The following is a 17,709-nucleotide window of genomic DNA, read 5'->3' as shown; positions in this document are numbered from 1 at the left end:
CGATTCGATGGATCGACGGAGTGGACGGGCGGTCGCCGCCGTTCGGCGGGGCCGTCGAATTTTTCGTCCGTCGTGCGCCCTGAAAATGAAGCGAGCTGGGGCCCGCACCCCAAGGTGCGGGCCCCAGCTGCGAAGTACGCGTTGCCGCGTGGGTCAGGCGGGAACGATGTTCTCGGCCGTCGGGCCCTTCTGGCCCTGCGCGATGTCGAACGACACCTTCTGGCCTTCCAGCAGCTCACGGAAGCCCTGGGTGGCGATGTTCGAGTAGTGCGCGAAGACGTCGGCGCCGCCGCCGTCCTGCTCGATGAAGCCGAAGCCCTTTTCCGCGTTGAACCACTTCACGGTGCCAGTAGCCATGTCATTTCTCCTTCGGAGACGGTGTTCGAAGATCCACCCTGTGTGGATTTCGAGTCGCCGTGTTGATCAACCGTCGGAAAATGAACCTTCTGGCAACCACACCTGCAACTGAGAACGACGTTAGCACGGCACCCTCCGACCTGCGGGGCCAGCATTTTCCATTTCGGCCCGCGAGAGAGGAATACTCGCCGTGCGCCGCAACTGATTCTGTCGCCCCGGCGACAGATATTGGCCGGGCGCCGGCACCGGGTTTCTGTCGGCCGGCGCACACGCGACGCCGTGACCTCCGGCGATCAACGGTGGACCGCTCACGCGGGTCCCGGTACGCGGGCCGGCAGCGCGAGGTGTCCGACGCCCTCGATGCGACGAGGGTCACATCCACCGAATGGCCGCACGTCCGCGGCGCGGCGGCACCCCACGGCGGCCGATCGCACGCCACCCGGTCGGTCGGCGCGTGAGGTCCACGGTGGCGCGCAGGCGCTCCGCCACCGCACGCGGTCCGGGCCGCCCCGGTCACTCCCCGGCCGTGGTCTCCCTGCGCCGCAGCACGACGAGGGTGGCCCCGCCGATGAGCACGAGGCCGATGGCGGTTCCCGCGATGAGGGGGGTGAGGGCCGAGCCGCCGGTTTCGGCGAGATTGGTGTCGGCGGCCGTGCCGCCGAGGGTGGCCGGGGACGGCTCCCTCAGCGTCTGCGTGGTCGTGCCGGACGCGCTGCCCCGGGTCCGGCAGTCGAGCACGCCCGTGAAGCGCTTCTCCAGGCCGCCGGGGCCGTGGATCGTGAAGTCGTAGGACTGGTCCTCCTGCAGAGGGACCGTGATCGTGCGGGTCTCACCGGGGGCGACGGTGTGCTCGAGGCCGGCCAGGTCGAAGGTGAACGGCTCGTCGCCCTTGTTGGAGGCGATGACGTCGAGCCCTCCCTCGGCGCAGTTCTTCGCCGCGGACAGCGCGGGGACCGGCCCCTTCTCGGCCCAGGTGACCCCGGCCGTCGCCGACACCGTCGACTCGCTGGACCCCGCGAGGATCTGCGTCTGGCTGCGGCTCTCGGAGGCGAAGGCCCGGCCGACCGGGACGGTGGTCGAGGCCTGCACGGTCACGTCGGCCGTACCGGCGTCCGCCTCTTCCGGGACCTCGAAGTACACCTGTCCGCCGTCGGTGGTGGCGGTGACGGGCTCGCCCTGCCGGTCGACGACGCGCAGACCGCTCGTGGCGGCGTCCGCCGGCGGCGTCAGCGTCGCGCTGCCGGCGTTCGTCCGTACGGTCACCGGACCGATCCGCTCGCCGGGCCTGCCGGAGACCGCCGGCGGGTCGAGGGTGAGCGAGGCCCTCGGTTCCGTCATCGGCCGGGCGCTCTTCTCCAGGTAGTCCGCGAGCTGCTCGGCCTGCGGGTCGACGGCGTCGACCTCCGCGTCGTCCGAGTAGCGCCAGATCGCCACCTGCGTGCCGGCCGCGGCGTCCTGCTCGGTCAGCGGCCCCTTGACACCGGCCTTCCGGGCCAGCGCGGCGAGGTCGTTCACCTGCGGGTAGGAGTGGTGCAGGATCCAGCGGATCTTCCCGGCGTCCCGGTTGGCGCCCAGGGACGTACCGCTCCACGGCGTCTCGTGGTACTTGGCGTCCCGCTGCGTGGGGTTGTGCAGGTCGACGCAGTACGTCTGCAGCATGCCGCCGCCGTCGACGGACATCTCGAACAGCCCCGCCGAGATCTCCTGGTCGCCGGCGCCGCCGTGTATGACGGCCGCGCCGAAGGTCTTGAGGCCGCCTATGGTCGCCGCCGCTCCGCCCTGTCTCTGCGTCGTCTCGTCGGCGGCGGCCCGGCCGGCACCCGCGAGTCCGCCCGCGGTGACCATCCCGGACACCAGCGTCGCGGCGACCAGGCGGGTCCCTCGCCTGCGTGCGAACAGCTCAGAGAACGAAGCAAGCACCAAATTCCCCTTCGAGCAGGACCGGTTGTCGTGGGGGACGGTCCCACCAGCAGAATCAGAAGTCTCCCGGGCCACCCCGGCCCCAGAAAGCCATGTCCGGCATCCTAGGGACGCGGCGGACCCCGGCCGGCGGTCAGACAGTCGGACGAGTGATCCGACTCGGAATCGTTATCGCCAAGGCCCTTGCGGGCAGGGCCAGTCGACGAAATGCAGCTGCCCGTAAAGGGCTTTGCCGCCGATAAGCCGCAACCCGGGCAGCCGCCGACGTGACCGGCGCTACGTCAAAGCCGGTGCAGCCAAGGGCTGTTGCTCATCGACACCCGCACGCTCGGATGAACCCGTCTGCGGTGTCTCCCAGTTGGGCTCGGGGCGGTGAGGAGGGGATGCCGTGTCCGTCCTGCCGCCGCGCCGGAACGCCGAAGTCCCCCAGGCCAGGTCATGGCCGATCGCCACGGCGTCGATGTCCGCCGACGTCCGGCTCTGCCCCTCGTGCACGTCGCTGCGCACCTTCAGCCGGCCCTGCACGATCACCGGCTCCCCGACGGTCAGGGACGCCGCCGTGTTCGTGGCCAGTTGCCGGTTGGCCCAGACCGTGAAGAAGTTGGTGTGCCCGTCGGCCCAGGTGCTCTTCTCGCGGTCCCAGTAGCGCGCGGTCACCGCCAGCCGGAACCGCGCCGACGGCCCCGATGCCAGCTCCCGGTACACCGGCTGCGTCGCCACCCTGCCGACCGCGCAGACCATGGTCTCGTTCATGGTGAACCCCTCCCCGCCCGGCTCGCAGCGCCGGGCCGGCATGCGTACGGGCCCGTCCCGTACGGCTGTGTCCCCCAGACTGCCGCCGCCGGGCCGGGCCCGCTGAGCCCTGTGGATGCGCCCCCGGCCTGTGGACAAGGCCGTCACCCGGGTCGGTGACAAGCGTCCTGGACGGGTGAAACGAGAACCGCCGCAAGGGCCGGCGCCGCAGCGGCGACGACCCCGGGGGCCGTCAGCGCCCGGCCCCCACCACCCTCCCGTACTGCTCACGGACCTCCCGGTAGCGCAGCAGCTCCGCGGCCACCGGGTCCAGTACACGGGCCCTGCCGCACCCGGCCGCGGCCTCCCGCAACCGGCGTTCCGCGTCCTGCCCGTAGCGCCGGGCCGGGCCGCGTGCGGCCATGCGACAGCTCCACTCGATGAGCGGACCGCCCACGATGCCGACGACCATCAGCAGGACCGGCACACCGAGGTTGGGCGCCATGACGCCGACGATCTGGCACAGCAGCCACAGACCGCCCAGGAACTGCAGGATCGTCATGCACGCCTGCGTCAGCACCGCCACCGGCCACCACCCCGGCCGCGGCGGCCGGCCGGTCGGCACTCCCGCGCGCACGGACAGTTCGTCCAGTGCCTCGGGCAGCCCCTGCGCGCCCCGGGCGGCGGCCTCGCGCACCGCCAGGGCCCAGGGGGCGGGCAGTCCGGCCGAGGCCCGGTCGGCCACCGTGCGCACCGCCTGTTCCACCCGCTGGCGGGCGGTGGCCTCCTCATCGGCCTGCGTGCGGGAGACCCGGCCGGTGGCGGGCTCGCCCCGGTCCTGGTACCAGCGCCACAGCCGCAGCCAGGGGGTGCCGCAGGCGCGGTTGGCGTTGCGCAGCCAGGCCCGTTCCGCTGCCTCGCCCGCCGCCGTGGCACCGACCGCGTCCGCGAGCCGGTCGGCGAACTCCTCCCGCGCCTGCTCGCTGAGCCCGGTGCGCCGCTGGGTGGCGTAGACGGGCCACAGCCGGGCCGCGGCGATGTCCACGTCGGCCGCGATGCGGCGCGTCGGCGCGCCGCGCTCCGCGACGAACTGGCCGAGCGCCTCGCGCAGTTCACCGACGCCGTCGCCGGTGAGGGCGGACAGCGCGAGCACGCTCGCCCCCGGTTCGCCGTACTCGCCCAGTGCGATGCCGTCCTCGTCCAGCAGGCGCCGCAGGTCGTCCAGGACCTGCTCGGCGGCCTCGCCGGGCAGCCGGTCGACCTGGTTCAGCACGACGAACATGATCTCGGCGTGCGCGGCCATCGGCCGCAGGTACCGCTCGTGCAGGACGGCGTCGGCGTACTTCTCCGGGTCGACGACCCAGATGACGGCGTCGACCAGGCCCAGGATGCGGTCCACGTGCTCGCGGTGCTGCACGGCCGCCGAGTCGTGGTCGGGCAGGTCGATGAGCACCAGGCCGCGCAGCGGCGACTCGCCGTCCCCGGCCGGCAGCGGCCGGCGGCGCAGGCGGGGCGGGATGCCCAGCCGTTCGATGAGGCTCGCGGCCCCGTCGCTCCAACTGCAGGCGATGGGCGCCGCGGTGGTGGGGCGGCGCACTCCGGTCTCGGAGATGGTCACCCCGGCGAGCGCGTTGAACAGCTGTGACTTGCCGCTGCCGGTGGCACCCGCGATGGCGACGACGGTGTGCTGCCCGGAGAGGCGGCGCCGCGCGGCGGCCTCGTCGAGCACCCGGCCCGCTTCGGACAGGGTGCGGCTGTCGAGGCGGGTGCGGGACAGCCCGACGAGTTCGCGCAGCGCCTCCAGGCGGGCCCGCAGCGGCCCGTCGTAGACGAGCGGGGTGACGGCGGGCGGGGCGGCGGATCGGCTGTCCGCGGCCGGGTAGCGGGTGCTCTGGGCGGTCTCGTCGACGCGGCGGGCGATCAGCCCGTCGTCCCAGGCGTCGCCCGCGGACTCCGTACGGCCGTCCTCCGCGCGCGCGTGCCCGCCGTCCGCGGCATCGCCCTGCGGGGCCTTGCCGGCCGGGTTCCCGCCGGACTTCGTGCCCTTCGCGTCGTCCGGCCGGTCGGCGTGCTCGGTGTGGTCCTGGTCAGTGACGGCGGTCACCGGTCACCTCTCCTTCTGCAGTACGGACAGCGCGGCGATGAGTTCGGCCTGGGGCTCGGGGTGGACGTCGAGGGCGTCCAGCGGGGCGAGCCGGCGCTCGCGTTCGGCGTGCAGGACACGGTCGACGTGCTCGCCGAGCAGCCGTGCGGCCCGGTCGCGCAGCCGCAGCGCGCCGTGGGCGCCGATCCGCTCGGCGAGTCCCTCCCCCGCCGTGCGGCCCCGGCGGCCGCCCAGCAGCGAGGTGGCGACCAGGGCGGTGACCAGCTCGGGGTCGGGGGCGAGGGTGCGGTCGACCTCGCGGATCTCCTCCTCGGCGAACTCCTCCAGCTCCCGCCGCCAGCGCCGTACGGCCAGGCCGATGCGGTGTTCGGCGGTCTCCGAGGCGGCGTCGGACACGGTCAGCTCCGCGGCGGCGGAGGCGGGTTCGCGGCGCCAGGCGTCGTCGACGCGTTCGTCGGCCGCCGTGACGGCGCACAGCAGCAGGGCGCTCAGGCTCTCCACGAGGGCGTCGAGGAGCTCACCGGAGGTGCAGTCCAGCGGGAAGGCGCGCCACCGCTTGAGCGCGTCCCCGGCGAGGACCGCCCCGGACTGCAACCGGCCCCGCACGCGCGCGTGCTCGCTGTCGTACGCCGCCTCGACGGCGGAGGTGAGCCGCAGGGCGGCGGCGTACTGCGCGGCGGCGGCACCGGCCAGTTCGGGCATGCGGGACTTCAGGGAGTCCAGGACGCCGTACGCGGTGCGCGCCAGGACCTGCTGCCGGGCGGCGGGGTCCTGCGCCTGGTGGACGAGCCAGGTGCGCAGCTGGGCCACGGCGGACGCCGGCAGGAGCCCGCCGCCCCAGGCCGACTCGGGCAGTTCGGGGACGGTGAAGCGCGGCACCTCGCCGAGGCCGGCCTTGGTGAGCAGGGCCCCGTACTGCCGGGACACCTCGTTGACGACCTGGTGGGGCACCCGGTCGAGGACGGTGACCAGGGTGACGTCGTACTCCTTGGCGGTGCGCAGCATGTGCCAGGGGACGGCGTCGGCGTAGCGGGCGGCGGTGGTGACCATCACCCAGACGTCGGCGGCGCTGATGAGCTCGGCGGCCAGGGTGCGGTTGTCGGCGACCAGGGAGTCGATGTCCGGCGCGTCCAGCAGGGCGAGTCCGGGCGGCAGCGTCTCGGCGGTCTCCACGCGCAGCACGCGCGCGGGGTTCTCGCCCGGCAGCAACAGGTCGTCGGGGGCGTCCTGCTGAGGCATCCACACGCGCGTGAGGTCGGGCAGCACTCTCATGCCGCTGAACCAGTGGTGGTCCTCCGGATGGCAGACCAGCACCGGGGTCCGTGTCGTGGGCCGCAGCACCCCGGCCTCGCTGACCCGCCGTCCCACGAGGGAGTTCACGAGCGTGGACTTCCCCGCGCCGGTGGAACCGCCCACGACGGCCAGAAGCGGCGCTTCGGGGTCCCGCAGCCGGGGCACCAAGTAGTCGTCGAGCTGCGCGAGCAGTTCGTCGCGGTTGGCACGCGCGCGTGGGGCCCCCGCCAGGGGCAGCGGGAAGCGTGCGGCGGCGACACGGTCGCGCAGGGCGGAGAGTGCGTCGAGCAGCTGAGGCCGTACGTCCAAGGTCACCACATGTGCAGAATGCCCAATTTTAGGGGAATTCTGAAGCATATGAGCATGTCTGCGCGCCGACCGAGCGCAAGAGACGGAAGGGACGAACGGGACACGGGCGTACTCCAGGCATAACGAGTGCACAACACCCGATGCCGCAGACGCCAAAAGCGATGCACGATTCGTACCTGCCTGCGATTATCAGGACCGCTTCACCGAACCTCCACATCGAGCCACGGAGGCGAAGCAACAGGGGCAAGGACGCGGGAGCCCTATCCTTGTCCCCGGCAACGTCACGGTTCGGCCCACACCCGGGCACCACGACAGAGGCCACCACACCCGGCCCCCGTAGCTCAGTGGATAGAGCAGGCGCCTTCTAAGCGCTTGGCCGCAGGTTCGAGTCCTGCCGGGGGCGCAAGTCTCCGCCCTCCCTTTGGGGAGGGCTTTTTGCTGGTCAGGGTGGGTGCCGGCCGGCAGGGTGAAACCCAGGACGCCCCCTTGATGATCAAGGGGGCGTGGATCCGGGTGTCGTTCTTGACCTCCGAGATCCGGGTGACCTGGCGCCGCGCCGACGCCACCGCGCCGGCTGATCGACACAGGGCATCGACGGTGGCGGCCCCCTGCCTCCGCAAGCCGAGGCCGGAGCCCGTGGCCGCCACCGGGACGCCCGTCATCAGCCCTGCCACCAGCAGGGCTGCCGGCGAGGCGCTCAGGGTCCTGTCGCGCGTTCAGCTCGCTTGCCCGGGGACCTGCTTGCCGGCGTCGACGACCGCGCGCTCGGTGATCGCGCTGGTGTGCGTGACGGTGCCGACCTTGAGGGGGTTGCCCGGCGTGGCCTTGACCACCACGATGCGCTCGCCGAGGAACCGCAGCGTCTTCTTGTCGAAGATCCACTCGGTGCGCTCGCCGGCGACGGGGTTCTCCCGCGCGATCGCGACTCCGTGCCGGCCCGTGGCGTCGACCGCGTCGTCCACCGCGACGACGCCGGGGATCTTGGCCGCGGCCTTGTACAGGGCGGCGCCGACCTCGGCGGGCGGGTAGCTCTCGGTCAGCAGGTCACCGATGGCGACGAAGGCGGCCTGGTCGCGCGGGACTTCGGGGTCCCGGTCGGCGTCCGACGCACGGTAGATGCGCTGGAGCAGCGCCTCGGGGTCGGTCGGCAGCGCGGCCAGGGCGTCGTAGGCGCCGCTGAACGGGGTGTCGCTCTTCAGGGTGATGCCCTCGTCGCTCGTCTTCCCGGCCTCGATCAGCCAACCGTCCCTGCCGTCGAGGGAGTTCCAGACCTGGCGGGAGTGCAGCTCGTCGCTGACCGCCTCGCGCCGGTCGCCGTCGACCTTGATGTAGCTGTCGGCCACCTTCGAGGCGATGTAGATGTACTGGCCCTTGCGCGGGGCGGACGCGGAGGTGTCGGCGGCGGCCAGGGAGATGCGTTCGAGGAGCTGGGGGGCGCCCTTGGCGTCGGCGGCGCCGATCTTGGTGGTCAGTGCCGGGCCGGTGGCCAGGGCGGTCGTGCCGCCGTCGGTCCCGCCACCGGCGAGGGTGAGGCCGCCCGCGACCGCGCCGACCAGGGCGAAGGCCGCCGCGGGCAGGAGGATCGTACGGCGCAGGAACGGGTTGGAGCGCTTCACGGGCGCGACCGGAGAGGTACCGGACGTACGGGAGGAGGTGCGGAGGTCTTCGTGGATCCGGGCCATCATCTGCTCCTTGTGGAACTGGTGGCGGCCCGCCGGCAGATCCCGCTCGGCGGAGGGCAGCAGACTCTGCGTCTCCGTCCACTCAGCCGGGTGGGGCCGGTGGGAGGGGCTGGCGTTCATCGGTTTCCTTCCTGTGCGGACCGGACCGCGTATCCGCGATCACCTGTTGTCTGCCGGTTTCTGCGGATGGGTTCCCGTTTTTCTGCGAGCAGTTGCGCGTCGGAGAGCTTGCGCAGCTTGGCGCGGGCGCGGGAGAGGCGGGAGCGGACGGTGCCGACCGCGATGCCGAGGGCGCAGGCCGCCTCGGCATACTCCATCCCCTCCCACAGGCACAGCGTCAGGACCTCGCGCTCGGGGCGCTTGAGCAGGCTGAGGGCGGCAACCGTGGCGTTGATACGGCGCCGGTCGTCCAGGCGTCCGGCGGTCTCCTCGGCGTGGTCCTCGACCCGTTCCTCGGCGGCCTGCGCGGCGGCCGCGGCGCTCGCCGCGTTGCGGTAGCGGCGGTTGCTGCGGTGGTGGGAGCGGGCGACGTTGGTGGCGATGCCCAGCAGCCACGGCCGCAGCGAGCCGCCTTCGGCCTCGACCGAGGCCCGGCGCCGCCACGCCTCCATGAAGGTCGTCGACATCACGTCCTCGGCCAGCGACCAGTCGGCGGTCAGCCGGAAGGCGTGGTTGTACACCGCGCGGGCGCACTCGTCGAAGAGTTCCGCGAAGGCGTCCGGATCTCCGTTTCGCACCCGGGTTCGCATATCTGTGGTCACGTTCTGAGCTGACCTACGGTGCGGGCGAGTTCCGGTGAGACACGTCACACCGACCGTACAGGGCACCGGGGCGGTGACCGCACGAGGACTCGGTGGAGAGGGCAGCCGCTCAGCCGCGCACCGCTCAGGCTGCGAGGCGTCCAAGCCGAACGGGCTTCCCGCTCCGCCCCCGCGGCGCGATCATGGTCACGGAACCCACCGGCAAGCCGGCCCCCGCGGCCGTGGAAGGGGCGAGACGTGCGGCTGCGCTGCGCTGTGCTGGACGACTACCAGGACGTGGCGGCCGAGGCCGCCGACTGGTCCGCGGTCGCGGACGAGGTGGAGGTCGTGCCGTTCGGCCGGCACGTCGACAGCGAGGACGCCCTGGCCGCCGCCCTGGCCGGTTTCGACATCGTGGTGACCCTGCGCGAACGCGTCCCCTTCCCCGCCTCGCTGATCGCGCGGCTGCCCCGGCTGAAGCTGCTCGTCGCCTCCGGGATGCGCAACTCGGTGATCGACTACGCGGCCGCCGAGGCGCACGGCGTCACGGTGTGCGGCACGGCCAGCTCCTCCACCGCGCCGGTCGAACTGACCTGGGCCCTGCTGCTCGGCCTGGCCCGCGGCATCGTCGAGGAGAGCAACGCCCTGCGCTCCGGCGGCCCCTGGCAGAGCACGGTCGGCGCCGACCTGCACGGCCGCCGGCTCGGCCTCCTCGGCCTGGGGAGGATCGGCGGCCGGGTGGCGCGGGTCGGCCTCGCCTTCGGCATGCGGGTGAGCGCCTGGAGCCAGAACCTCACCCGCGAGCGCGCCGACGAGGTGGGGGCCGAACTCGCCGCGTCCAAGGAGGAGCTGCTCGCCGACAGCGACTTCGTCTCCGTCCATCTCGCCCTCGGCGACCGCACCCGCGGCCTGCTGGGCGCCGCCGAGCTCGCCCTGCTCAAGCCGACCGCGTACCTGGTGAACACCTCGCGCGCGGCGATCGTCGACCAGGACGCGCTGCTCGACGCGCTGCACGCGGGCCGGATCGCCGGTGCCGGAGTCGACGTCTTCGACGTCGAGCCGCTGCCCGCCGGCCACCCGATGCGCACGGCACCGCGCCTGCTGGCCACCCCTCACCTGGGGTACGTCTCCCGCGCCACCTACGCCACCTACTACGGCCAGGCCGTCGAGGACATCCGGGCCTTCCTCGACGGCGCCCCGGTGCGGCGACTCCCCTGAGCCGCCATGAGCACGGCACCCCCTCCCGTACCCCGTCGGCTTCAGGACGGGTGATCCGGCCATGATCACCGTGACCACCCGTCAGCGGGCGCGTTGAACGGGAAGCACGGTGGCGCCACCTGCCGCCGTGCTCACCGATCAGAAGGAGTACGTGATGTCTCGCATCGCGAAGGCGGCCGGCGTCGCACTCGGCACGGGTGCCGTGGTACTGAGCGGGGCCGGGCTGGCCATGGCCGACGCGGGTGCCCAGGGCAAGGCCGTCGGGTCGCCGGGCGTCGCCTCGGGCAACATCCTCCAGGTGCCGGTCCACATCCCGGTCAACGTCTGCGGCAACACCATCAACGTCGTCGGGCTGCTCAACCCGGCGTTCGGCAACGAGTGCGAGAACAAGGACGAGCCCAAGAGCCACCACGGCGGCTACGGGTACGGCCACTGATCCGCACACCCCCGTGCACACCCTGTGCACAGCGAGGAGCCCCGGCACCTGACGCGCCGGGGCTCTTCTCGTGCACCGCCACACCACCGGGGCACCGGCCCCCCGCGCTCCCGGTCGGGGCCGGAGCCCGGCCGTGTCACGCGTACCGGTAGATCCGCCCGTGGTCCTCCAGCTGATCCGGTGTCACGTCCCACGGCGGCAGCTTCTGGTGCCGCGCCACGACCCGGCGGTACTGCGCACTGCCCCGCGCCGGCGGCTTCGCCGGGAGGTAGCGGTGCTCGCGGTGGCGCCGCTGCCAGCGCGACCACACCAGGTCGACGAAGGCGTGGTGCATCCAGAAGACCGGGTCGTTGACCGAGGCCCCGCCGACCATGGCCCCGCCGACCCAGCGGTGCACCCGGTTGTGGTTGAGCCAGGAGGCGCTGCCCCGCCCGCTCCCCCAGCCCTCCAGCTTGTTGCGGAAGCCCTTGCGCACCGTCGAGTCCCACGGGGACACGTCGTAGACCGGGTCCTTGAGGGCCTGCTCCAGTTCGCTCTTCGTGGGCAGCCGGATCGGGTCGCGGGCGCGGCCGAGGTCCCGGGTGAGGTACTCCTCGTCCGTCACGCCCTCCTTGATGGTCCAGTTGCCCTCCGCGTAGGCGAACGGCCCGGTCATCACCCGGCGGTCCGAGCGCCGGCCGGTGCCGCCGAGGAGGTCGTCCGTCCAGGGGGTGGCGGTGGCCGACCGGTTGCGCGTCCAGTCCCAGTACGGCACCGACACCGACGCGTCGACCCGCCGCAGGGCCCTCTCCAGGTCCAGCAGGAACTGCCGGTGCCAGGGCAGGAAGGAGGGCGCCATGTGGGCGGTGCGCAGGCCGTCCTCGCCGTCGGAGGTGTAGTACTCGATGTGCGTGCGCACGAACTCGTCGTACTCGCCGCGCCGCTTGACCTCCAGCAGCGCGTTGACGAACCGGCGCTTCTCGCTCCTGGTGAGCGTGCTGACGTCCTTACGCGTGTACGCCATGCGCTCCCCCCTCCGGCCGGCGCGGGCCGTGACCGGGCAGCTCGCGCAGGCGCTGCCCCGGGCCGAGTTCGTCGACGGCCGCCCGGGTCGCGGCCAGCGGGGTGGGGTAGGAGCGGTAGTGGTCGACCATGCTCAGCCAGCTGCCGTCGGCGCGGCGCATCAGGTGCAGCGGCCGGCCGTCCACGGTGACGTGCCACTGCTCGTCGCCGGAGGCGTCCTCCGGGACGACCGGCACCCCCTGGATGCGGCGGCCGCGGTAGGTCTCCTCGAACCCGCCGTCGCCGGCCCAGGGTTCCGTGGTGCCGCCGTCCGCGGCCTCGGGCTCGCCGAACCGGGTGGCGGCGACGACCGGCACGGCGGCGGCGCCCACCGCCACGGCGAACAGTCCCCGCACGAGACCGCGCCGTGTGTGCGGGGCCCGGTCCCCCGCCGCTGTGCCTTCGGCCCCCACCGGTACTCCGCCGACCCCTGTGACCATCCTGTGCTCCTCGTGCTCGTTCTCGGTGTCCGTAGCGCTAACAGCGCGAAGGCCCCCGCGGTCACCACCGCGGGGGCCACACGAGAACTCCCGTCACGGGCGCACGCCTACAGGCCGGGGCCGATCCCCAGGTCGGCCGCCGGCCCGGTCTGCACCAGCGGGGCGAGCAGGCCCACCTGCGGCAGCTGCGCCTGGGGCAGGCCGAAGCCGGCCGGGTTGGGCGCGCCGAGGGGCGCGTCGACGGACAGGCCCGGGGCGAGGGTGTGCAGGTCGGAGGCGGGGGCCTCGACACCGAGGTGGTCGAAGCCGTTGCCGAGGACGTGCGGCAGGGGCGCCCGTACGTCGGCGCCGGGCAGCCCGCTGTGGACGGGCAGCTGCGGGACGGCCCGGTCGGGCAGGAGCCGGCCCTCGACGTAGCGGGGGCCGTCGGGCGAGCCCGGCACGGGCACCGGAAGCCGGCCGCCGGCCTCGGGCAGCTCCATGCCGAGCGCCTTCTCGGCGCCGCCCAGCGGCAGGGGGACGGGGACCGTGCCGACCGCGGCGGCGGGGGTCGCGGCGGCGGCGCCGGCTGCGGCCGCCACACACGTCATCACTGCGGCGAGGGTTCCTCGGGTGGTCGACTTCATCAGGGGTGCGGTCCCTTTCCTGGGTCGGGGGCTCGGCGTGCGTAGCGAGTAACGAGCCGGGGAACCGCATGAGCGCACAATTCCCCCGACTGCCGCAGTAATACGACGGACGCCCGGTCCGGCGGACGCCCCGCCGGCGCCCGCCGGGCGCGCTGCGGGACGCGCGGAGGGGGTCACTTCGGCAGCGGAAGGCCGCCGAGCAGACCGCCCTTGGAGTTCAGCTTGGTCGTCGCGTGCTTGACGGTGCTGAGCACGGAGTCCTCGTTCTCGGTGTCCAGGGCGTTCGACTGGTGCTTGAGCGGCATCGGGTCGATGGGCTCGCGGGTGAGGGCGTTGACGGCCCCGTTGAGGCTGGTGGGCGTGACGTCGGCCGGGTCGTAGGCGGCGTGCGCGGGTGCGGCGGCGGCTGCGGCGGCGAGGGAACCGGCGAGGACGGCGGCGGCCTTCAGGGACTTCATCGGGGTCCTTCCTGGGCGACTGTTGTCACCGTGCGGGGTGAATGTCCGGCGCCGTGCCTAACGAGGGCCGTGCGGAGCGGAAACCCCGTGAGCGGAACCTCATATGAGTCGCTGAAACAGAAAGTCGTGCCGGTCGGGGGAGGCCGGCACGACGTTCGGGGGGTGCGGCGTCAGGGCGCCTTCACCAGGGAGGACAGGCCCGCCAGGTCGGGGGCGGGCAGCTCGCTGCCCACCAGGGTGGCGGCGACGGTGTTGACGAGCCCGTTGACGACCTGGTCGACCGCCGGGGTGACGCCGGAGGTGTCGCCGGAGGTGACGGCCGTGACCAGGACGTCGGTGGCCTTCGCCAGGGCGGCCAGGGCCTCGGCCTCCAGGCCCTCCGGCACCTCGGTCCGTCCGTCGACCGGGGCGGGCAGGGTGCTGGCCTGGGGCAGGGGGCTGCCCGGGGTGGCGGTGCCCGTCGCAGGGGCGGTCTGCCCGGACGCGGCGGCCGCCTGGGCGATGGCGTCCTTCACTCCGGTGCCGAGCTCGGCGGCCTGCGAGGGCGGCAGCTGCCCGCCGTCCGCCTTGAGGACGGCGGTGAGCAGATCGGCGACCGGGGTCAGCACCCCGCCCAGGCCGCCGAGGGCCTGCACCTGCTCCAGGGTTGCGTCCGCGTCGGGGACGGGGGCCCGGGTCGCCGTGCGGGCGCGCTCCCGGTCCGGGGCGGTGTCGGCGGCCATGGCCGCGGGCCCGGCGACCCCGAGCAGCAGCGTGGCGCAGAGCGCGGTGGTCGCGATTCGCCGTGCGGGCAGACGCATGGGAGTTCCTTTCGATGGTGCGTCGGATCTTGTGCCCACCGTGCGAGTGGCGGCAACGCTCCGCAACCGAGCGAACGCACCAGGTCAGACGCGTCCGGCCGCGTCGGCGATGTCCCCCCTGGTGAGGCGGCGTGAGCCCGGCCGCCCGCCGGGCGGCCGGCCCGCCCCCGTTCGGGGCAACGCGAAACCGGCCGCCCTCCCGCGTGGGTCCCACGGGAGAGCGGCCGGCCAGGGTTTCCGGAACGACGTCAGTCGTTCACGCACTCGTTGCCGAACGCCGGGTTCAGCAGGCCGATGATGTCGACCGTGTTGCCGCAGACGTTGACCGGGATGTGCAGCGGAACCTGGACGACGTTTCCGGACAGCACGCCCGGGGAGTGGGCGGCGGCGGCCTGCGCGCCGCTGTCGGCGGCGGCGATGCCGGTGCTGCCCGCGACAGCGGCAGCGGCAGCGGAGGTCAGGACCAGGCCCTTCGCGATACGCGACATGGAGAGGTGCTCCTTGGGGGTTGACACAAACATCCGGGCGGCTGCCCGGCGCTGTGTCAACGGGGTGGCGTGCGCGCGAGTTGTGCCGCCAAAGGAGTGATGTCACCGCGGGGCCCGCTCGGCCGACGCCGACACCAATGTCCGGTTTCTCCCTAATCGCATAGATGGCTACTACAGTGACGCACCTCCTCACCCAGCCCGGTGCGGCGCAGTTCTGACGGTCCCTCGACTCCTTCGTGAAAGGCCTCGCCGGTCATGCGCACCTCGCATGCGCCTCGCTCGCTCTTTCGATCGGCCACCCAGGGGGGAACGCCTTCCGCCTCGCCCGGCCGTGCGGTGGTGACCGGTGGGCGTCCGGCTCGTTGGCCAGCGGGACGCGGTGTGCGCCGGCGCGCTCCGCGGCGCCGTCGGCACCCGGCAGCCAGGCGCGTTCCCGCCGTCCCGAGCGCCGTCCGTGAGCGAGGAAAACCGCGCATGCACCTGTCACCGATCGACCCTCCGCCGCGGGTCCTGCACCTCACCCAGCCCGTGGACGGCGGCGTCGCCCGCGTCGTGACGGACCTGGTGGGCGCCCAGCTCGCCGACGGCCTGCACGTCACCGTCGCCTGCCCCGACAGCCCCCTGGCGGCCCGGCTGGGTGAACTCGGCGCGGACGTGCGCCCCTGGGCGGCGACGCGCTCGCCGGGCGGCTCCACCGCCGGTGAGACCCGTCGGCTGGCCCGGATCGCCGCAGAGGTACGGCCCGAACTGGTGCACGCGCACAGCGCGAAGGCCGGCCTGGCCGGGCGGCTCGCGCTGCGCGGCCGGATCCCGACGGTGTTCCAGCCGCACGCCTGGTCGTTCGAGGCGGTCGACGGCACGGCCGCGGCCCTCGCACGCGGCTGGGAGCGGTGGGGCGCCCGCTGGGCGGCCCGGGTGGTGTGCGTGAGCGAGGCGGAGCGCCGGCTCGGGGAGGCGGCCGGGGTGCGGGGGCGGTGGAGCGTGGTGCCCAACGGCATCGACGTCGACCGCTTCCGGCCGGCCGACGCCGGCACCGTACGGGCGGCGCTGCTGCCGGACACCGATGGGCGGGGGCCGCTCGTGGTGTGTGTGGGGCGGCTGTGCCGGCAGAAGGGCCAGGACGTCCTGCTGACGGCGTGGGAGTCGGTGCTGCGGCGCGTGCCCGGGGCGCGGCTGGTGCTGGTCGGCGACGGCCCCGACCACGGCCGGCTGCGGGCCCTGGCCCCGCCGTCCGTGCGGTTCGCGGGGGACGTCGCCGACGTCGTGCCCTGGTACCAGGCGGCGGACGTGGTCGTGCTCCCCTCGCGCTGGGAGGGCATGGCCCTGGCCCCGCTGGAGGCCATGGCGTGCGGGCGGCCGGTGGTGGTGACGGACGTGGGCGGGGCCCGCGAGAGCCTGCCGCCCGGACTGGTGCCGCACTGCCTGGTGCCCGCCCTGGCCCCGGCGGCCCTGGCCGGGGCCGTGGCCGGTCTGCTGCTCGATCCGGCGCTGCGCCGGTCCCTCGGCGACCGGGGACGCCGGCATGTCCTGTCCACGCACGACGTGCGCCGCACGGCCCGGGCGGTCGCGGACGTGTACCGCGAACTCCTGGGCGCGCGCGCCGAGTCCACCGAGCGCAGGGAGTCAGTCGCCTCGTGACCGCGGAAAGCACCGTCCCCCCTCCCACCGGGCAGTCCCACCGGCTCGGACGCCCACCCGTGTCGCTGCTGCCGCCGCGCGGCACCCCGGCCGGCTTCCGCGTCCCCGAGCGGCGCCCCCCGGTCCGGGCCGTGTCACCGCTGCCGCTGCTCGCCGCCGACGGGACGGCCGCCGTACTGGGCGCACTGGCGCTGTCCGGCACCCAGCGCCACCCGCTGCTGCTGGCGGTGCTGGTGACCGCGTCGCTGCTGCTGCACTCCCAGCGGCCGGCCCGGCTGCCCGCACTGCTCGACGAACTGCCCGCCGTCAGCGGGCGGATCGCGGTGGCCTGGCTGGCGCTCGGGGCGTTCACCGCGGCCTGGGCGCCGCAGCACACGCTGTCCCTGCGGACCCTGGCCACCGGGATGCTGCTGCAGACGGCGGTCTGCTGCGCCGGGCGCGCCGCCGTGCACGCCTACCGGCGGGCCGAACTTCTGCACCGGCCGCAGACCGCCCTCGTGGTCGGACCCGCCGCGACCGCGCAGCGCGTGGCCGCCGCCGTCCTGCGCCACCCCCGCTACGGGGTGCGGCCGGTGGGGGTCGTCACCGGCGAACCCGACGGCAGCACGGGACTTCCCGTGCTGACCACGGGCGAGGAGGTGCAGCGGGCGGTCGTCCAGAACGGGGTGCGCGAGGTGCTGGCGGTGCGCGGCTCCGCGCGGACCGCGCAGGGGCCGCTGCTGCGGGCGCTGGCCGAGTCGGGCTGCACGGTGTGGGAGGTCGACCCCGACGTGCCCTCCAGCCGGTCGGGCGACCGGCTCGCCGGCTTCCCCTGCCGTCGCCTGGACCTCGGGACGCGGCGGCGCGGCAGCGCCGGCAAGCGCGCCCTGGACGTCGTGGCGTCCGGCACGCTGCTCCTGCTGGTCAGCCCGCTGCTGCTGGTGTGCGCGGTGGTGCTGCGGCTGACCGGCGGGCCGGGGGTCGTCTTCCGGCAGGAGCGCATCGGCAAGGACGGCCGGCCCTTCACACTGCTGAAGTTCCGCACCCACCGCCCGGCCGACGAGCACGAGTCGGCGACCCGCTGGAGCGTCGCGGACGACCGGCAGATGCCCTGGTTCTGCCGGTTCCTGCGCCGCACCTCCCTCGACGAGCTGCTCCAGCTGTGGAACGTCCTGCGCGGCGACATGAGCCTGGTCGGCCCGCGCCCCGAACGCCCCTACTTCGTCGCCCAGTTCGGCCAGACCTACCCGGGCTACGCCGCCCGCCACCGGGTCCGGGTCGGCGTCACCGGGCTGTCCCAGGTGCACGGGCTGCGCGGCGACACCTCGATCGAGGACCGGGCCCGGTTCGACAACGCGTACATCGACGACTGGTCGTTGTGGCAGGACGTCTGCATCCTGCTGCGCACGGCGGCGGCGCTCGTGCGTCCGACGGGGAGCTGACCGCGC

17 protein-coding genes and 1 tRNA gene are annotated in these 17,709 nt (G+C 73.9%); 5 read left to right on the top strand and 13 right to left on the bottom strand.

Annotated elements, in window-relative coordinates; genetic code table 11:
- Nucleotides 1-153: 153 nt before the first annotated feature.
- The 5 genes from ACFYWG_RS12480 to ACFYWG_RS12460 all read right to left on the bottom strand — a co-directional run bounded on the left by ACFYWG_RS12480 (nucleotide 154) and on the right by ACFYWG_RS12460 (nucleotide 6,724).
- Nucleotides 154-357, bottom strand: coding sequence for a cold-shock protein (locus ACFYWG_RS12480; protein WP_028799214.1), 204 nt, complete (start codon nucleotides 355-357; stop codon nucleotides 154-156).
- 513 nt (nucleotides 358-870) lie between these two features.
- Entirely contained in the window at nucleotides 871-2,277 is a 1,407-nt protein-coding gene (locus tag ACFYWG_RS12475; protein ID WP_389201061.1) for a Cys-Gln thioester bond-forming surface protein, read from the bottom strand.
- A gap of 276 nt (nucleotides 2,278-2,553) precedes the next feature.
- Nucleotides 2,554-3,030, bottom strand: coding sequence for a single-stranded DNA-binding protein (locus tag ACFYWG_RS12470; protein WP_385420038.1), 477 nt, complete (start codon nucleotides 3,028-3,030; stop codon nucleotides 2,554-2,556).
- Nucleotides 3,031-3,262: 232 nt separating this feature from the next.
- Nucleotides 3,263-5,113: a YfjP family GTPase gene (locus tag ACFYWG_RS12465; RefSeq protein ID WP_383506505.1), complete on the bottom strand. Its 1,851-nt coding sequence runs from the start codon at nucleotides 5,111-5,113 to the stop codon at nucleotides 3,263-3,265.
- 3 nt (nucleotides 5,114-5,116) lie between these two features.
- Nucleotides 5,117-6,724, bottom strand: a complete 1,608-nt coding sequence (locus ACFYWG_RS12460; protein WP_383506501.1) for a dynamin family protein — start codon at nucleotides 6,722-6,724, stop codon at nucleotides 5,117-5,119.
- A gap of 321 nt (nucleotides 6,725-7,045) precedes the next feature.
- Here ACFYWG_RS12460 and ACFYWG_RS12455 point away from each other — a divergent pair.
- A tRNA-Arg gene (locus tag ACFYWG_RS12455) sits at nucleotides 7,046-7,118 on the top strand.
- Between the two features lie 313 nt (nucleotides 7,119-7,431).
- Here ACFYWG_RS12455 and ACFYWG_RS12450 read toward each other — a convergent pair.
- Nucleotides 7,432-8,517, bottom strand: coding sequence for a CU044_5270 family protein (locus ACFYWG_RS12450; protein WP_389201058.1), 1,086 nt, complete (start codon nucleotides 8,515-8,517; stop codon nucleotides 7,432-7,434).
- A complete protein-coding gene (locus tag ACFYWG_RS12445; RefSeq protein ID WP_389201056.1) occupies nucleotides 8,514-9,158 on the bottom strand; it encodes an RNA polymerase sigma factor in 645 nt (214 codons plus the stop codon). Before ACFYWG_RS12445 ends, ACFYWG_RS12450 begins: the two co-directional genes overlap by 4 nt.
- Nucleotides 9,159-9,395: 237 nt before the next feature.
- On the opposite strand from ACFYWG_RS12445, the gene ACFYWG_RS12440 reads away from it, so the two are divergent.
- Nucleotides 9,396-10,355, top strand: a complete 960-nt coding sequence (locus ACFYWG_RS12440) for a D-2-hydroxyacid dehydrogenase family protein (RefSeq protein ID WP_389201054.1) — start codon at nucleotides 9,396-9,398, stop codon at nucleotides 10,353-10,355.
- Between the two features lie 154 nt (nucleotides 10,356-10,509).
- On the top strand, nucleotides 10,510-10,791 hold the full coding sequence (locus ACFYWG_RS12435) for a chaplin (RefSeq protein WP_376332866.1): 282 nt from the start codon (nucleotides 10,510-10,512) through the stop codon (nucleotides 10,789-10,791).
- A gap of 136 nt (nucleotides 10,792-10,927) precedes the next feature.
- On the opposite strand, the gene ACFYWG_RS12430 is transcribed toward ACFYWG_RS12435, so the two are convergent.
- From ACFYWG_RS12430 to chpG, 6 genes are all read right to left on the bottom strand, one after another.
- On the bottom strand, nucleotides 10,928-11,794 hold the full coding sequence (locus tag ACFYWG_RS12430; protein WP_385420028.1) for a tyrosinase family protein: 867 nt from the start codon (nucleotides 11,792-11,794) through the stop codon (nucleotides 10,928-10,930).
- The gene (locus ACFYWG_RS12425) at nucleotides 11,778-12,272 is read right to left on the bottom strand and encodes a tyrosinase family oxidase copper chaperone (protein ID WP_376332863.1); all 495 of its coding nucleotides are present in this window, start codon (nucleotides 12,270-12,272) and stop codon (nucleotides 11,778-11,780) included. Before ACFYWG_RS12425 ends, ACFYWG_RS12430 begins: the two co-directional genes overlap by 17 nt.
- Before the next feature lie 107 nt (nucleotides 12,273-12,379).
- Nucleotides 12,380-12,898 carry a hypothetical protein gene (locus ACFYWG_RS12420; RefSeq protein WP_389201051.1) on the bottom strand — a complete coding sequence of 173 codons (519 nt, stop codon included), beginning with the start codon at nucleotides 12,896-12,898 and terminating at the stop codon, nucleotides 12,380-12,382.
- A 173-nt stretch (nucleotides 12,899-13,071) separates the two neighbouring features.
- The gene (locus tag ACFYWG_RS12415; RefSeq protein WP_376332859.1) at nucleotides 13,072-13,356 is read right to left on the bottom strand and encodes a hypothetical protein; all 285 of its coding nucleotides are present in this window, start codon (nucleotides 13,354-13,356) and stop codon (nucleotides 13,072-13,074) included.
- Nucleotides 13,357-13,526: 170 nt separating this feature from the next.
- Nucleotides 13,527-14,156 carry a hypothetical protein gene (locus ACFYWG_RS12410; RefSeq protein WP_383506483.1) on the bottom strand — a complete coding sequence of 210 codons (630 nt, stop codon included), beginning with the start codon at nucleotides 14,154-14,156 and terminating at the stop codon, nucleotides 13,527-13,529.
- Nucleotides 14,157-14,404: 248 nt separating this feature from the next.
- On the bottom strand, nucleotides 14,405-14,644 hold the full coding sequence (chpG, locus tag ACFYWG_RS12405) for a chaplin ChpG (RefSeq protein ID WP_383506480.1): 240 nt from the start codon (nucleotides 14,642-14,644) through the stop codon (nucleotides 14,405-14,407).
- Nucleotides 14,645-15,118: 474 nt separating this feature from the next.
- Between chpG and ACFYWG_RS12400 the strand changes: the two genes are divergently transcribed.
- Together ACFYWG_RS12400 and ACFYWG_RS12395 are read left to right on the top strand one after the other, a co-directional pair.
- Nucleotides 15,119-16,282, top strand: a complete 1,164-nt coding sequence (locus tag ACFYWG_RS12400) for a glycosyltransferase family 4 protein (protein WP_389201048.1) — start codon at nucleotides 15,119-15,121, stop codon at nucleotides 16,280-16,282.
- On the top strand, nucleotides 16,279-17,703 hold the full coding sequence (locus ACFYWG_RS12395; RefSeq protein WP_383506473.1) for an exopolysaccharide biosynthesis polyprenyl glycosylphosphotransferase: 1,425 nt from the start codon (nucleotides 16,279-16,281) through the stop codon (nucleotides 17,701-17,703). The genes ACFYWG_RS12400 and ACFYWG_RS12395 overlap by 4 nt, the downstream gene beginning before the upstream one ends.
- Nucleotides 17,704-17,709 lie beyond the last annotated feature (6 nt).

Source organism: Streptomyces sp. NPDC003456 (assembly GCF_042878735.1).
GTDB lineage: Bacteria > Actinomycetota > Actinomycetes > Streptomycetales > Streptomycetaceae > Streptomyces.
The sequence above is the reverse complement of the archived record's forward strand: the minus strand, read 5'-3'. Positions and strand labels throughout refer to the sequence as shown.

Coding starts and splice junctions, on each gene's coding strand:
- ACFYWG_RS12470 (WP_385420038.1), bottom strand. CDS start 3,030: ATGAACGAGACCATGGTCTGCGCGGTCGGCAGGGTGGCGACGCAGCCG.
- ACFYWG_RS12425 (WP_376332863.1), bottom strand. CDS start 12,272: ATGGTCACAGGGGTCGGCGGAGTACCGGTGGGGGCCGAAGGCACAGCG.
- ACFYWG_RS12435 (WP_376332866.1), top strand. CDS start 10,510: ATGTCTCGCATCGCGAAGGCGGCCGGCGTCGCACTCGGCACGGGTGCC.
- ACFYWG_RS12430 (WP_385420028.1), bottom strand. CDS start 11,794: ATGGCGTACACGCGTAAGGACGTCAGCACGCTCACCAGGAGCGAGAAG.
- ACFYWG_RS12410 (WP_383506483.1), bottom strand. CDS start 14,156: ATGCGTCTGCCCGCACGGCGAATCGCGACCACCGCGCTCTGCGCCACG.
- ACFYWG_RS12400 (WP_389201048.1), top strand. CDS start 15,119: ATGCACCTGTCACCGATCGACCCTCCGCCGCGGGTCCTGCACCTCACC.
- chpG (WP_383506480.1), bottom strand. CDS start 14,644: ATGTCGCGTATCGCGAAGGGCCTGGTCCTGACCTCCGCTGCCGCTGCC.
- ACFYWG_RS12480 (WP_028799214.1), bottom strand. CDS start 357: ATGGCTACTGGCACCGTGAAGTGGTTCAACGCGGAAAAGGGCTTCGGC.
- ACFYWG_RS12415 (WP_376332859.1), bottom strand. CDS start 13,356: ATGAAGTCCCTGAAGGCCGCCGCCGTCCTCGCCGGTTCCCTCGCCGCC.
- ACFYWG_RS12420 (WP_389201051.1), bottom strand. CDS start 12,898: ATGAAGTCGACCACCCGAGGAACCCTCGCCGCAGTGATGACGTGTGTG.
- ACFYWG_RS12450 (WP_389201058.1), bottom strand. CDS start 8,517: ATGAACGCCAGCCCCTCCCACCGGCCCCACCCGGCTGAGTGGACGGAG.